General features: G+C 55.7%; 15 protein-coding genes. 6 read left to right on the top strand and 9 right to left on the bottom strand.

Annotated elements, in window-relative coordinates; all coding sequences use genetic code 11:
• Positions 1–101: 101 nt before the first annotated feature.
• Both solA and OQV00_RS16650 read left to right on the top strand, forming a co-directional pair.
• Positions 102–1,220 carry an N-methyl-L-tryptophan oxidase gene (gene solA, locus OQV00_RS16645; protein ID WP_015584656.1) on the top strand — a complete coding sequence of 373 codons (1,119 nt, stop codon included), beginning with the start codon at positions 102–104 and terminating at the stop codon, positions 1,218–1,220.
• A gap of 74 nt (positions 1,221–1,294) precedes the next feature.
• Entirely contained in the window at positions 1,295–1,408 is a 114-nt protein-coding gene (locus OQV00_RS16650; protein WP_004860490.1) for a YceO family protein, read from the top strand.
• Here OQV00_RS16650 and trhO read toward each other — a convergent pair.
• Complete coding sequence (gene trhO, locus OQV00_RS16655; RefSeq protein ID WP_004860488.1) at positions 1,394–2,458, bottom strand: oxygen-dependent tRNA uridine(34) hydroxylase TrhO; 1,065 nt, start codon at positions 2,456–2,458, stop codon at positions 1,394–1,396. The two genes, OQV00_RS16650 and trhO, sit on opposite strands and share 15 nt — an antisense overlap.
• A gap of 210 nt (positions 2,459–2,668) precedes the next feature.
• Between trhO and OQV00_RS16660 the strand changes: the two genes are divergently transcribed.
• The 3 genes from OQV00_RS16660 to OQV00_RS16670 all read left to right on the top strand — a co-directional run bounded on the left by OQV00_RS16660 (position 2,669) and on the right by OQV00_RS16670 (position 5,469).
• Entirely contained in the window at positions 2,669–3,589 is a 921-nt protein-coding gene (locus OQV00_RS16660; protein ID WP_004860485.1) for a Kdo(2)-lipid IV(A) acyltransferase, read from the top strand.
• A 150-nt stretch (positions 3,590–3,739) separates the two neighbouring features.
• The gene (gene mdtG, locus OQV00_RS16665; protein ID WP_015584657.1) at positions 3,740–4,990 is read left to right on the top strand and encodes a multidrug efflux MFS transporter MdtG; all 1,251 of its coding nucleotides are present in this window, start codon (positions 3,740–3,742) and stop codon (positions 4,988–4,990) included.
• A 92-nt stretch (positions 4,991–5,082) separates the two neighbouring features.
• A complete protein-coding gene (locus OQV00_RS16670; protein WP_004860482.1) occupies positions 5,083–5,469 on the top strand; it encodes a MysB family protein in 387 nt (128 codons plus the stop codon).
• Here OQV00_RS16670 and OQV00_RS16675 read toward each other — a convergent pair whose 3' ends face one another.
• From OQV00_RS16675 to mdoG, 3 genes are all read right to left on the bottom strand, one after another.
• Positions 5,470–5,697 (bottom strand): YceK/YidQ family lipoprotein, encoded by a 228-nt coding sequence (locus tag OQV00_RS16675; RefSeq protein ID WP_004860481.1) that lies wholly within the window; start codon positions 5,695–5,697, stop codon positions 5,470–5,472. It abuts the gene before it with no gap.
• A 66-nt stretch (positions 5,698–5,763) separates the two neighbouring features.
• Entirely contained in the window at positions 5,764–8,292 is a 2,529-nt protein-coding gene (gene mdoH, locus OQV00_RS16680) for a glucans biosynthesis glucosyltransferase MdoH (RefSeq protein WP_048023067.1), read from the bottom strand.
• Positions 8,285–9,838 (bottom strand): glucans biosynthesis protein MdoG, encoded by a 1,554-nt coding sequence (gene mdoG / locus OQV00_RS16685; protein WP_004860475.1) that lies wholly within the window; start codon positions 9,836–9,838, stop codon positions 8,285–8,287. The genes mdoH and mdoG overlap by 8 nt, the downstream gene beginning before the upstream one ends.
• A 252-nt stretch (positions 9,839–10,090) precedes the next feature.
• Here mdoG and mdoC point away from each other — a divergent pair, with 252 nt between their 5' ends.
• Positions 10,091–11,251: a glucans biosynthesis protein MdoC gene (gene mdoC, locus OQV00_RS16690; protein WP_032717202.1), complete on the top strand. Its 1,161-nt coding sequence runs from the start codon at positions 10,091–10,093 to the stop codon at positions 11,249–11,251.
• A 56-nt stretch (positions 11,252–11,307) separates the two neighbouring features.
• Here mdoC and ymdB read toward each other — a convergent pair whose 3' ends face one another.
• The 5 genes from ymdB to OQV00_RS16715 all read right to left on the bottom strand — a co-directional run bounded on the left by ymdB (position 11,308) and on the right by OQV00_RS16715 (position 14,028).
• The gene (gene ymdB, locus OQV00_RS16695; protein ID WP_075808857.1) at positions 11,308–11,841 is read right to left on the bottom strand and encodes an O-acetyl-ADP-ribose deacetylase; all 534 of its coding nucleotides are present in this window, start codon (positions 11,839–11,841) and stop codon (positions 11,308–11,310) included.
• Positions 11,842–11,989: 148 nt separating this feature from the next.
• Positions 11,990–12,112, bottom strand: a complete 123-nt coding sequence (locus tag OQV00_RS16700) for a hypothetical protein (protein WP_266279060.1) — start codon at positions 12,110–12,112, stop codon at positions 11,990–11,992.
• 4 nt (positions 12,113–12,116) lie between these two features.
• Positions 12,117–12,611 (bottom strand): DUF1097 domain-containing protein, encoded by a 495-nt coding sequence (locus OQV00_RS16705; RefSeq protein WP_015584660.1) that lies wholly within the window; start codon positions 12,609–12,611, stop codon positions 12,117–12,119.
• Between the two features lie 102 nt (positions 12,612–12,713).
• Complete coding sequence (locus OQV00_RS16710; RefSeq protein ID WP_004860465.1) at positions 12,714–13,268, bottom strand: TorD/DmsD family molecular chaperone; 555 nt, start codon at positions 13,266–13,268, stop codon at positions 12,714–12,716.
• 22 nt (positions 13,269–13,290) lie between these two features.
• A complete protein-coding gene (locus tag OQV00_RS16715; RefSeq protein ID WP_004860463.1) occupies positions 13,291–14,028 on the bottom strand; it encodes a phosphatase in 738 nt (245 codons plus the stop codon).
• Between the last annotated feature and the right edge of the window lie 31 nt (positions 14,029–14,059).

The following is a 14,059-nucleotide window of genomic DNA, read 5'->3' on the forward strand; positions in this document are numbered from 1 at the left end:
CTAACTAAACAGGCACCTGCGGGTGCCTGATTTATTTTCGGGCTTGTATATGTGCAGGTTGTTAATTACCCTGCTAATAAAGCAAAAAACCGGAACAGACCATGCAATACGACCTCATCATTATCGGCAGCGGCTCCACTGGCGCCGCTGCCGGCTATTATGCCCGCCGGGCTGGACTTAACGTGCTGATGACCGACGCGCACACGCCTCCGCATCAGGAGGGCAGCCATCACGGTAATACGCGTCTTATCCGTCACGCCTACGGTGAAGGAGAGAGATATGTCCCGCTGGTGCTGCGTGCGCAGGCGCTGTGGGATGAGCTTGCAACCCTCAGCGGCGAGGCGGTCTTCGAACGCACCGGGGTGATTAACCTCGGCCCGGCAAACTCGACGTTTCTCAGCAACGTTGCGAACAGCGCCCGCCAGTTCCAACTGAACGTCGAAGAGATGGATGCCCCGGCTATCATGGCCCGCTGGCCTGAGATTCGCGTACCGGATGATTATCGTGGCATATTCGAACCGGCATCCGGGGTTTTACGTAGCGAGCTGGCCATCGAAACCTGGATACGTCTCGCGCGTGAGGCGGGCTGCGCTCAGCTGTTTAATTGCCCGGTTACCGCCATACACCATCACCCGGATGGCGTGACAATCGACACCGCCGATGGCAGCTACAGCGGCAAGAAACTGCTGGTTAGCGCCGGTACATGGGTAACGCGTCTGCTGCCCGACCTGCCAGTCCAGCCCGTACGCAAAATCTTCGCCTGGTTCCAGGCTGATGGACGCTATAGCACTAAAAACCACTTCCCGGCATTTACCGGTGAGCTGCCAAACGGCGACCAGTTCTATGGTTTCCCGGCGGAAGACAATGAACTGAAGATCGGCAAGCACAACGGCGGGCAACTTATCTCCGCGCCGGAAGAACGCACGCCATTTGGCGCGGTGGCCACCGACGGCTCTGAGTCGTTCAGCTTCCTGCGTAACGTGCTGCCCGGTATCGGCGGCTGCCTGCATGGCGCCTCCTGTACCTACGATAATACGGCGGATGAAGACTTTATTATCGACACCCTCCCCGGCCATCCTGAAACGTTGCTGATTAGCGGGTTAAGCGGTCATGGTTTCAAATTCGCCCCGGTGCTGGGAGAAATTGCCACGCAGTTTGCCCAGGGGGAAACCCCCGCCTTCGACCTGACCCCCTTCTCGCTGGCACGCTTTCAGGGTTAGATGGCCGCCGCGCGGTGTTGATTTGAGCAATAAAAAACGGCCTCAGAGGAGGCCGTTCATCACAGAGAGAGTTTATGCGTCGCCTGTACGATTTACTGGTCAACAACGTCCGCGAGCACTTTATGATTTATCTCGCACTGTGGCTGCTGCTGGCGATCGTTGATCTTATCTGGTTATGGTTTTTCTGAGGTCTCAGGGTCCGGGATCCCCAGCTTCGTGTTCAGGCGGCCGCGAGATTTGTTGAAGATCTTATTGCCGTTTTCTCGTCCGGCACGCAGCTGACGCTGCTCCTCTTCCGGCAGCTTATGCTCTTCCATGCACGCCTCGCTACAGCAGCCGGCGAACTTCTCGGCGCAGCTCGGGCACTGGATAAACAGCAGATGGCAGCCGTCATTCAGGCAGTTCGTATGGCTATCACACGGGGTACCGCACTGATGGCAATGGGCAATCACATCATCGGAAATCCGCTCCCCCATCCGCTCGTCAAAGACAAAGTTCTTACCGATAAAGCGTACCGGCAGCCCCTGTTCGCGCGCACGACGGGCATATTCAATAATCCCGCCCTCAATGTGCCAGACCTTACTGAAGCCGTTGTGCTTCATCCAAGCGCTGGCTTTTTCACAACGAATACCGCCGGTGCAGTACATAACGATTTTTTTATCTTTATGTTCCTGCATCATCTCGACCGCTTTCGGCAGCTGATCGCGGAACGTGTCCGCCGGGATTTCCAGCGCCTGCTCAAAATGGCCCACTTCATATTCATAGTGGTTACGCATATCGATAAACACCGCATCGGGATCGTCCAGCATCGCATTCACTTCCGCCGCTTTCAGATAATCACCCACGTCTGAGGCATCAAACGTCGGATCATCGATCCCATCCGCCACGATACGATCGCGGACTTTCAGGCGTAGCACCCAGAAGGATTTTCCGTCGTCGTCCAGCGCGATGTTCATCCGCAGGCCATCCAGCGCCGGGTCGAAGGCGTAGAGAAACTCGCGTAGCGCATCGACCTGACTTTCTGGCACGCTGATTTGGGCATTGATCCCTTCGTGGGCCAGATAGATACGACCAAACACGTTTAATTTGGTGAGGGCAATCCACAATGCATCGCGCGTGGCTTTTGGATCCACGATGGTGAAATATTTATAAAACGAGATCGTTGTACGCGGTTCGCTCTCAGCTAACATCTGCGCTTTTAACGTCTCATTTGAAATGCGGTTATGTAACACTGGCATGGTGTACCTGCTCGACATAGGAAATGAGGTAAATAAACGGCCGGCATCATATAGCAAACGACGTTAATTTACATCCCCACATTTTGCGCTACATTCATTTCACTCCCGTTCGTTCGCGTTTAACAATAAATGCCACCTGGGACAGCCGTTTTGGCTGAAGCATGAAAAAATGCGATAATAGAATGAGTTGCTTATTTAAACAGGTATGAGATGACCCATTTACCTAAATTTTCCGCGGCGCTGCTGCATCCGCGTTACTGGCTGCTTTGGCTAGGTATTGGCCTGCTGTGGCTGGTTGTTCAGCTTCCCTATCCGTTGATTTACCGCCTTGGCAATGCGATTGGCCGCCTGGCAATGCGCTTTATGAAACGCCGCGCCAAAATCGCTTACCGTAACCTGGAGCTGTGCTTCCCGGACAAAAGCGAAGAAGAGCGCCATCAGATGGTGGTGCAAAACTTCGAATCGGTGGGGATGGGGTTAATGGAGACCGGGATGGCCTGGTTCTGGCCGACCCGGCGTATTGCGCGCTGGACCGACTCCATCGGCGTTGAGCATATCCGGGACGTTCAGGCGCAACAGCGCGGCATTCTGCTGATCGGCATTCACTTCCTCACGCTGGAAATGGGGGCGCGGATGTTTGGTATCAACGAACCCGGCATCGGCGTCTACCGTCCAAATGACAATCCGGTCATTGACTGGCTGCAAACCTGGGGCCGGCTGCGCTCGAATAAAGACATGATCGACCGTAAAGATCTGAAAGGGATGATTCGCGCGCTGAAAAAAGGCGAAGTGATCTGGTATGCGCCGGACCACGACTACGGCCCGACCGCCAGCGTATTCGTGCCGCTCTTTGCCGTCGACCAGGCGGCAACGACGTCGGGGACCTGGATGCTGGCAAAGATGTCGAAAGCCTGCATTGTTCCGTTCGTTCCGCGGCGTAAACCCGACGGTAAAGGTTATGAGCTGATTATTCTGCCGCCGGAATGCGATCCGCCGCTTGATGATGCGGAAACGACCGCGGCCTGGATGAACCGCATCGTCGAGAAATGCATCCTGATGGCGCCGGAGCAATATATGTGGCTGCACCGCCGCTTTAAGACCCGCCCGCCCGGCGTACCTTCACGCTATTAAGTGTGCTTCCTCCGGCAGCCCGATGCTGGCCGGAGGCACTTTCCGCTTTAGCATTAAGCGCTCTCCTCCATTGCGATGATCGTTACTCAGGCGCATAATTAGCAGGCTCATCTTTTGTTTTTGTCCTGCATCGCAGGCCAATGGAAGCCTATGTCGTCTGCAGATAGTCCGATTAACTGGAAACGAAATCTCACGGTCACCTGGCTCGGCTGTTTTTTGACCGGTGCCGCTTTTAGCCTGGTTATGCCCTTTCTCCCGCTCTACGTCGAGCAGCTTGGCGTGACGGGCCACAGTGCCCTGAATATGTGGTCAGGACTGGTATTCAGCATTACCTTCTTGTTCTCCGCCGTTGCCTCTCCCTTCTGGGGCGGCCTGGCCGATCGCAAAGGGCGCAAAATTATGCTGCTGCGCTCCGCGCTGGGGATGGCTATCGTCATGATGTTGATGGGGCTGGCGCAAAACATCTGGCAGTTTCTGGTACTGCGGGCCTTGCTGGGGCTGTTGGGTGGTTTTATTCCCAATGCGAATGCCCTGATCGCCACCCAGATCCCGCGCCAGAAGAGCGGCTGGGCGCTGGGTACGCTATCTACCGGCGCCGTGAGCGGCGCGCTGCTTGGCCCGCTGGCGGGCGGCTTTCTTGCCGACCATTGGGGACTGCGCACCGTCTTCTTTCTGACCGCCAGCGTCCTGCTCGTCTGTTTTATCCTGACGCTGTTTTTCATTCGCGAGCAGTTCGTCCCGGTCGCGAAGAAAGAGATGCTTAATGCAAGGGATGTCTTTTCGTCCCTGAAAAGCCCAAAGCTGGTCTTGAGTCTGTTTGTCACCACGATGATTATTCAGGTCGCCACCGGCTCAATCGCCCCTATCCTGACCCTCTACGTTCGGGAGCTGGCCGGAGACGTCGGAAATATCGCCTTTATCAGCGGGATGATAGCCTCCGTTCCGGGCGTCGCGGCGCTGATCAGCGCCCCGCGCCTCGGTAAGCTCGGGGATCGTATCGGGCCGGAAAAAATCCTTATCGTCGCGCTGATGGTCTCCGTTCTGCTGCTGATTCCAATGTCATTCGTCCAGACGCCGCTGCAGCTGGCTATTTTACGCTTTCTGCTGGGTGCCGCCGACGGCGCGCTGCTGCCGGCCGTCCAGACGCTGCTGGTGTACAACTCAACCAGCCAGGTGGCCGGGCGCATTTTTAGCTATAACCAGTCATTTCGCGATATCGGCAACGTCACCGGCCCATTGATCGGCGCAGCGGTATCTGCCAGCTATGGTTTCCGGGCGGTCTTTTTTGTCACCGCAACGGTCGTCCTGTTCAACGCTATCTATTCCACCCTCAGCTTGCGGCGTCCTTCCGGTGATGAACCCGCGCAGAACGCGGACTCGGGCGGTCGTTCGGTAAATTAAGTTCAACAGCGTCGCCTTCCCCTTGACGCAACGCTCACCGCCTTCTATAGATTGAATCGTGTCCATTTTTCATTCTTCTTAGGGGGTTATCTATGCCAAAGGATTCGATTTTCTATGCCACGCTCGAAGAAGCTATCGATGCGGCCCGCGAAGAGTTCCTGGTCAATAATCCGGATAGCGACGAGGAGAGTGCCAACGTTGAGCAGCTGAATATCCAAAAGTACGTTCTGCAGGATGGCGATATCGCCTGGCAGGCCGAATTTTTTGCCGACGAAGATGAAGAAGGCGAATGCCTGCCGATGTTAAGCGGCGAAGCGGCACAGAGCGTTTTTGACGGCGACTATGACGAGATAGAGCTGCGTCAGGAGTGGCTGGAAGAGAATACGCTGCATGAGTGGGACGAAGGAGAGTTTCAGCTGGAACCCTCTCTGGATACCGAAGAGGGTCAGACCGCCGCCGATGAGTGGGATGAACGCTGATTAGTTGTACGGACCGTGGCTGGCATCAAGCGGCAACAGCAACGTATCGAACACCAGCGAAAAAGGCAGATCGAGAATGGTGATGTATCGCCATGACGAATCACGCACATCCCACTGCACGCCGGGGTAATACTGATTCCCATGCCCCTGCCCCGGCACCGTGCGGCTAATAATACTGCCGCAGCCGCTGAGCAGCAGCGCCATGGCAATAACCAGTAAAATTCTCATCTGCTACCTCAATGCTCAGATAAAAAAATACCGGCAATATTGCCGGTATTTTCCTTCACATACCGCTTATTTCGTTTTCAACGCCAGCGGGTTGAGCGTCACCTGCTGATAGGCGCTCACCCACGAAGAGTATTTCTCCGGCGCGGCCCACACACGATAGTGCAAACGTGACAAGGTGACCGGGTCGCTCAACAGCACCAGACGACGGTCGCGATTGAGTTTGTCGGGCGTCTCGTTCAGCGCCTGTTCAACGTGACGTTCGCGGGCGATATCCAGAATGTGACCATGGCGGTGACGTGCCGTCGCCATTGCCGTCGCCAGCGCGTTGAAGGACGGGTTAAACACGGCGTGCATAAACCCATCGTCCAGGGAACGCTGACGGTTCAGGGTCAGATATGCATCGGTATCCTTCAGCACCTGCGGCGGGGAATACTCTTCCGGGATCAGGAACAGCTTCCAGCGTTTGGTACGCAGGCCCACGGTGGCCCGACTGGAAATCACCGACACGAACGGCGACAGGATCAGCGAGAAGACGATCGGCGCCAGCCAGAACAGGAAACGCAGATCCAGCCACGCCATACCGACCGCCCACACCAGCCCCAGCAGCAGCTGCGAACCGTGGCGCATAAAGGCTTCACCCCATGGGGTGGAGTCATCATCACGCTGCGGAGAATTCCATACCACTTCCCAACCGAGGAACGCACTGACCACAAACACGGTATGGAACAGCATACGCACCGGCGCCAGCAGTACCGAGAACAGCACTTCCAGCAGCAAAGAGAGCGTCACGCGAATGAAGCCGCCGTACTCTTTTGAACCTTTGCACCACACCAGAATAATGCTCAACAATTTCGGCAGGAACAGCAGCACCATCGTCGAGGCGAACAGCGCAATCGCCAGCTCCGGACGCCACTGCGGCCAGACCGGGAACAGCTGCCGCGGCTGCAGGAAGTACTGTGGCTCAGTCAGCGCATGCACGACCTGTAGCGCGGTCGACAGGGCGAGGAACATGAACCACAGCGGCGCCGACAGGTAGGACATGACGCCGGTCAGGAACACCGCCCGGTGCACCGGGTGCATGCCTTTGACCAGGAACAGACGGAAGTTCATCAGGTTACCGTGGCACCAGCGGCGGTCACGCTTCAGTTCATCCAGCAGGTTCGGCGGCAGTTCTTCATAAGAGCCCGGCAGATCGTAGGCAATCCACACCCCCCAGCCGGCACGACGCATCAGCGCCGCTTCCACGAAGTCGTGCGACAGAATCGACCCGGCAAATGAACCTTCTCCCGGCAGCGGCGCCAGCGCGCAGTGCTCGATAAACGGCTTCACGCGGATAATGGCGTTATGGCCCCAGTAGTGTGATTCACCAAGCTGCCAGAAGTGCAGGCCGGCGGTGAACAGCGGACCGTAAACGCGGGTCGCAAACTGCTGGCAACGGGCATACAGGGTGTCCATACCAGAAGCGCGCGGCGAGGACTGAATGATCCCGGCATTCGGGTTCGCCTCCATCAGACGCACCAGCCCGGTCAGACATTCACCGGTCATCACCGAGTCAGCATCCAGCACCACCATATAGCTATACTGGCTGCCCCAGCGACGGCAGAAGTCATCGATGTTACCGCTCTTACGCTTCACACGACGACGACGACGGCGATAGAAAATCTGCCCCTCGCCCTGCACTTCCGCAATCAGCTCCATCCACGCTTTCTGCTCGGCAACGCAAATATCCGGATTGTAGCTGTCACTCAGGATATACACGTCGAAGTGCTGCTGTTGCCCTGTCGCCTTCACCGACTCCCAGGTGGCACGCAGGCCGGCGAATACGCGATCGACGTCTTCGTTGCAGATCGGCATGATCAGCGCCGTACGGTGTTCTGGGTTCAGCGGTTCATCGCCGACGGTTGACGCGGAGATACTGTACTTATCGCGCCCCATCAGCAGCTGCAGGAAGCCCATCAGCGCGGTCCAGAAACCGGCGGAAACCCAACAGAAAAGGACCGCGAAAAGGATCAGGATCCCGGTTTGCAGCATGTACGGCAGCAGCTGCATGAAGGAAATCCACAGATTCTGCCCGACCATGTCAGCCGGATTGATGAGCGCCCATCCCTGATACGGCAGGATGGTTTTCATGTACCAGGTTGCGACAACGGTCTGCGCCAGCGTCAGCAGCAGCAGGATGTAACGACGGATGGTCCCGACGGTACGCCACTTCTGCTCGCTCTCCTGCTCTTCTTTGGTCAGGCGAGAAAGATAGCGCGGGGTGACATCACGTCCCCGTAGCCGATCCCAGAAACGCCCAACCGGGTTGGTGCGCCACGGGTCCGGGAACATTGAGGAGCGTTTTGCTTTCGGCATTGCGTTGAGCTGAGTACGCCCTTCATCATCTTTTATCAGCTGGTTACCGGCCAGGGAGTCTGGCCAGCTATGTTCCAGTCGTGATTTCACGGAACCCAGCGGGGAATCGTCTTCACGAACAAAAGCATGATGATCGGCGTCCAGCGCTTCATGTACGGCCTGCAGGCTTGTATCAGGCAGCGCGGCTTTTTCAGCCTCAGACAGCGGCAACGCGTCAATGTACTTCGTTATCTTATTCATTGGCAGGCAGCTGATAGCTCCAGGTTTCACTCAGCGTCTGATCAGCATTGACCAGCGCAGCGCGCATTTCCGTGGTTTTCTTCGGATCTTTTACCTTCACACGCAGAACCATACGCCAGCCCTTAGTGACCGGGTTATAACGCACGGTATTCTCAACAATTTCTGCGTTATCGCCGATGCTCGCCTGCGCCGTTACCGGCGTATCTGACGGCATTTTTTTCATTTCAGCGCCGGTGAAGTCAACGATAAAGGCAATGGTGCCATCCGGCTGACGAATCAGGTTCGACTGCTTCACATCCCCGGTAGAACGGCGGGTCTGCATCACATAGGCGTTATCCGGCGCGTGCAGTTTGTCTTCATCGCGGCTGAAGGTAATCGAGTATTTGAAGTTCATCTCTTTACCCGGTTCCGGCAGCTGATCCGGCGTCCAGTAGGTCACGATGTTATCGTTGGTTTCGTCATTGGTCGGGATTTCAACCAGTTCGATTTTCCCTTTACCCCAGTCGCCCTTCGGCGTGATCCAGGCGCTCGGGCGCAGATCGTAACGGTCGTCGAGGTCCTCAAAGCGCGAGAACTGACGGCCGCGCTGCAGCAGGCCGAAGCCCTGCGGATTTTCCATCGCATAGCTGCTGACGGCCAGATGCTTCGGATTGTTCAGCGGACGCCAGATCCACTCGCCGTTACCGGCAAGAATCGACAGGCCGTTAGAATCATGCAGCGCCGGACGATAGTTGGTCGCCGGAGAGGGTTGATTCGGCCCGAACAGGAACATGCTGGTCAGCGGTGCAACGCCTAGTTTGCCGACTTTGTCACGCAGGTACACTTTAGACTGCACATCAACGACGGTATCGCGGCCCGGCATAATCACAAAACGGTAGGCGCCGGTCGCACGTGGGGAGTCAAGCAGTGCATAAATAGTCAAACGCTTGTCCGTGGCTTTTGGATGCTCAATCCAGAACTCACGAAAACGAGGGAATTCTTCGCCGGAAGGCAGCGCGGTATCGATAGCCAGGCCGCGCGCGGAAAGCCCGTACACCTGGCCCTGACCCAGAACACGGAAGTAGCTGGCGCCGAGCATGCTGACGATTTCGTCGTTCTTATCTTTGCTGTTGATCGGGTACAGTACTTTGAAACCGGCGAAGCCCAGGTCTTTCACCGTATCTTTATCATGCTGGACGCTGCCAAAATTAAAGTAATCCGGATTATATTTAATCTTACGCACGCTGCTTGCCGTCACTTCGTTAATGGTGACCGGCGTGTCGAAGTACATACCCTGATGATAAAATTCAAGTTTGAATGGGGTTTTCTGATTGTTCCAGTAAGCCTTATCGTGATTAAACTGGATTTGCTGGTAGTCCGCGTATTTCATGTCGCGGAAAGCGGAGGGCAAGTTGCTCTTCGGCGCTTCATAGCCTTTCCCGGCTAACGCTTTGGCCTGTTTTGCAACGTCATCAATGCTAAACGCCCATGCAGATGAAGTACACAGGGACAACATTACGGCTGCGCTTAACCAGCGCATTTTCATCATCTGTGGTTTAAGTTTCATATAAGTAAGCACTTCCCCCTTTGTGTGCTTAAATCGATCCGATCTATTTTAATGGTAATTCAGGCAATCCGACAACATAATCCCTGCTTTGTTCACCTTAGCGGCGCAGGTAATAGGCAGTTAACTGCCACATTTGTACTTTACGTACTTATCCTGGAGACAGGTATCCAGAGTTGATGTAGGGTTGCTGAGAATTTAAACGTTATCACGTTGAGTGATAAGACGAATTGTCCGAGAATGTAGTGATATTGTATGAATAATACGCCAGTACAACGTGAATATTTCTTCGATAGCATCCGCGCCTGGCTGATGCTACTGGGGATCCCTTTTCATATATCACTGATCTATTCCAGCCACAGCTGGCATGTGAATAGCCTCGAGCCCTCCTGGTGGCTGACGCTGTTTAACGATTTTATCCATGCTTTTCGCATGCAGGTCTTCTTTGTCATTTCTGGCTACTTTTCCTACATGCTTTTTTTACGTTATCCGCTGAAGAAGTGGTGGAAAGTGCGCGTTGAGCGTGTCGGCATTCCGATGCTGACCGCCATTCCTCTGCTGACGCTGCCGCAGTTCATCATGCTGCAGTACGTTAACGGCAAGGCCGAAAACTGGCACACCCTCTCGGGTTACGACAAATTCAATACTCTGGCGTGGGAACTGGTTTCTCACCTGTGGTTTTTACTGGTGCTGGTGGTCCTGACCTCTCTGGGAGTCGTGCTGTTTCGCTGGCTGACCGGCCGCCGCTCAGCCAGGGCATCGACCTTTGGTGACACCGTCACATTAGCTCAGCTGTCGATGATTTTTCTGGCGCTCGGCGTGCTTTACGCGGTGATCCGCCGCTCGCTGTTTGTCCTTTACGCCCCCTTGCTCAGCAACGGCCTGTTTAATTTCATCGTGATGCAGACTCTGTTTTACCTGCCCTTCTTCATTCTTGGTGCCCAGGTATTTATCAATCCGCGCTTAAAAACGATGTTTACCACTCCGTCGCCATGGTGCTTCGTCGGCGCGCTGCTAGGCTTTATCGCCTATCGCCTGAATCAGCAATATGGTTCCGGTGATGGCTGGATGTATGAAACCGAATCGGTCATTACCATGGTTCTGGGTCTGTGGATGGTGAACGTGGTCTTTTCTCTCGGCCACCGTCTGCTGAACTTTCAGTCGGCGCGGGTGACCTATTTTGTTAATGCTTCGCTGTTCATTTATCTGGTGCACCACCCGCTGACCCTGCTTTATGGCGCATGGCTGGCGCCGGCGATCAAATCCAACGCGCTTGGGTTTATTGCTGGCTTAGTCTTCGTGGTCGGTATTGCGCTGGTGCTGTATGAAATTCATCTGCGCATTCCTCTGCTACGCTTTCTCTTTTCGGGAAAATTCCAGCCGAAAGCAGCTAAGACTCAAGTGTCCGCTGGCTGATCGCCCGCCCGCTCGCCCGCAGATGTCAGGCGGCGGGTGGTCGGGGCCCCCGACTTTCACTCACCTCGCTGCGGCTCAAGCAAGCGCCGGTAAATGTCCGCGGTCTCCTCATCGAAACAGACAAAGCAGACGCGCTCTAAAGGATTGTAACGCGTCAGAAAGGTGCTGACCGTCTGCACGGCAATTTCTGCCGCCGCCTGCTTAGGATATCCATATACGCCGGTACTGATGGCCGGGAAGGCAATCGATCGATAGCTGTTCGCTGACGCCAGCTGCAGGCTGTTTCGATACGCGTCAGCAAGCAGTTCAGCCTCCTGATGCCCGCCACCGTGCCAGACGGGCCCGACGGCATGGATCACCGCGCTGGCCGGCAGCTGACCCGCGGTAGTAATCACCGCATGACCCGGAGGGCACTCGCCTTGTTGTTGCCGGACGACCTGACACGCGGCAAGGAGCTCCGGCCCGGCTGCATGATGGATTGCGCCATCCACGCCCCCGCCGCCTAGCAGCGAGGGATTGGCGGCATTGACGATAACATCGACGTCAAGCGTAGTGATGTCGCCGAGAATAACCTCAGGTTTAACAGTCATTTCGCCTCCTGTCGGCAAACGTCTTTACATAAAGCACAGAGGGTAATATGGCACGATAGCCCGCCCGACGAAAGTCCGGGAAACTTGCGGCGGCTATAACCCGTCTGGAGGATAGCAAGGCTATGTTGCGGGTTAATATTCTTTCACGTTACGGTTGCGTGGCGGGGGCTACCCCGTGAGTCGAGTCGACGGCCGCAAGTCTGAACAGCCCGACCAGCGCCAGCAGAAAGAAAAACAGGACCTGAGGTCCTGTTTCTTGTGCGGGTGACATCAGCTTATGCCTGGTCGGGCGTTTCGTTCACTAATGTGGATTTGTTTTTCCGCGCACGCGCGGCCAGCCATAGCCCACAATTTTTCATCGCGTAACCAAACACCAGCCCTAGCGCCAGAGAAGGTACCACCAGCCGCCAGTTCCCGTCGCCGGCAAATGTGGCGCAGGCGCCAATAAAAGTGCCGGGGACAAAAGAGAGCAGCAGCTGACGAGCCTGAATACACATCAGGAAGGCCACGCCCCCGGTCATCATATAGCCAAGGATTTCCAGATGCGGCGCCAGCGCACTGCCGTAAATAATGACCAGCGCCCACACCACACCGCTCATTACCGTACAGGTTGAGATCAGCAACCCTTTTAGCCCGCCCTGCGGGCAAGCGAAATAGGCCGTGCAGCCCAGGAAGCCCGCCCAGCTCAGCAGACCAAGCGCGACCGCCACCCATCCCCAGATTCCGGAGAGAATGCCTGTCGTTATTGCGATTGCGAAGAGTATGTTCATGACGCGTATCATAGCAGATACGCGTCCGCCAAATGAGATCTGAAGCACGTTATATGCAAGCTCATACTTTCCATTGCAATAAAAACGTGACAAATATCACATTTACTCTTCCGATTCTTCCTGCAGTTCATCCCACATGGCGGAGAGCGCTTCCCGCGTCAGGGGCGCCATCGTCCGCCAGAAAGGTGTCCCGGCATGCGCCTCGACTTTGCCGAGGAAAACCCCGCACCACGGCAAAATGTAGTCAGCAAACAGCGTTTCCAGCGTTTCGCTTTCATCTTCCGTAGCATGATCTTCAAGCCACGAGGCCGCCAGCAGCAGTGACCCAATGTGGTCGGCCTGACCTTCTCCGGTCGGGATCCCGTGTTCGCTGAAGAAACCGCGAACTTCAGCTTCGCTTGCCCCTTCAACCCACGCGCTACGATAAGGAGGAACGCTGCACTCTTCACCGACAAACAGCGCATTGTAATCGGCGGCCAGCGGTTGCACGTCGCAGCTTTTTTGCAGACGTTCCAGCAGCTCATCCTGCTCCAGCGGCCAGCTCGCCGCCAGCTTCCCTTCACGGATCAGGGTAAACAGCGGCACCAGCAGCGGATCCTGCGGCTGACGGTAGTACAAAGAACCCAGCACGCGGCAGAGGATTGAAAACTCGTTCATTCAATTTTTCCAGTTATTCATATTAAAGATCGGCAAATTCAGGGATCGCCGGCATCCCGCGAGACTCAAGGAAATTCAACAGCCGACGCGGGGACACGTTAAGGATCCGCTCTTCGGGGAAGTTCACATCATCGAGGATCTTACGACACTCTTTGAACTCGCCGAGCGTAAATGCGGTATGCGAATCCGATCCCAGCGCGACCCAACCTCCGGCATCGCGCACGGCGGCGGCAACCGCCCGGCAGTTATCTTCGCTGCCCACACGCGACGAGACGAAGGATGAGTTGTTGATTTCCAGCGCCACCTGGTATTTTGCCGCCGCGGCGGCTATCGCCGGAATATCGACGGGGTATTTCGGATTACCCGGATGGCTAATAATATGTACCGCGCCGCTCGCCATAGTGGCGATCATCGCTTCAGTATGGGTGGCTTTATCCTGCGGCGGGAAAACCGGCTCATGGAAGCCCGCAATGAACAGGTCCAGCGAGGTCAGCATCGGCCCGGTGCAGTCAATTTCGCCGAGGGTGTTTTTTATGTTGGCTTCAATACCCCGTAAAATGCCGACGCCGTCGACCATCCGCGGCCAGATGCGCATATTGACGAAATGCCAGTAGTGCGGAGCATCGGCCATATCCGGACCATGATCGGTTATGGCAAAAAGTTTGATCCCCTTACGCTTTGCTTCAGCAATATAATCGTGCAGGGTACTGTAGGCGTGGGTACTGGCGACGGTATGCATGTGCAGGTCAACAGGATACATCACAATCTCCTTCTCTGTTTGTGGCAAGAAT

Source organism: Klebsiella sp. DY2415 (assembly GCF_026314315.1).
Lineage (GTDB): Bacteria > Pseudomonadota > Gammaproteobacteria > Enterobacterales > Enterobacteriaceae > Klebsiella > Klebsiella ornithinolytica.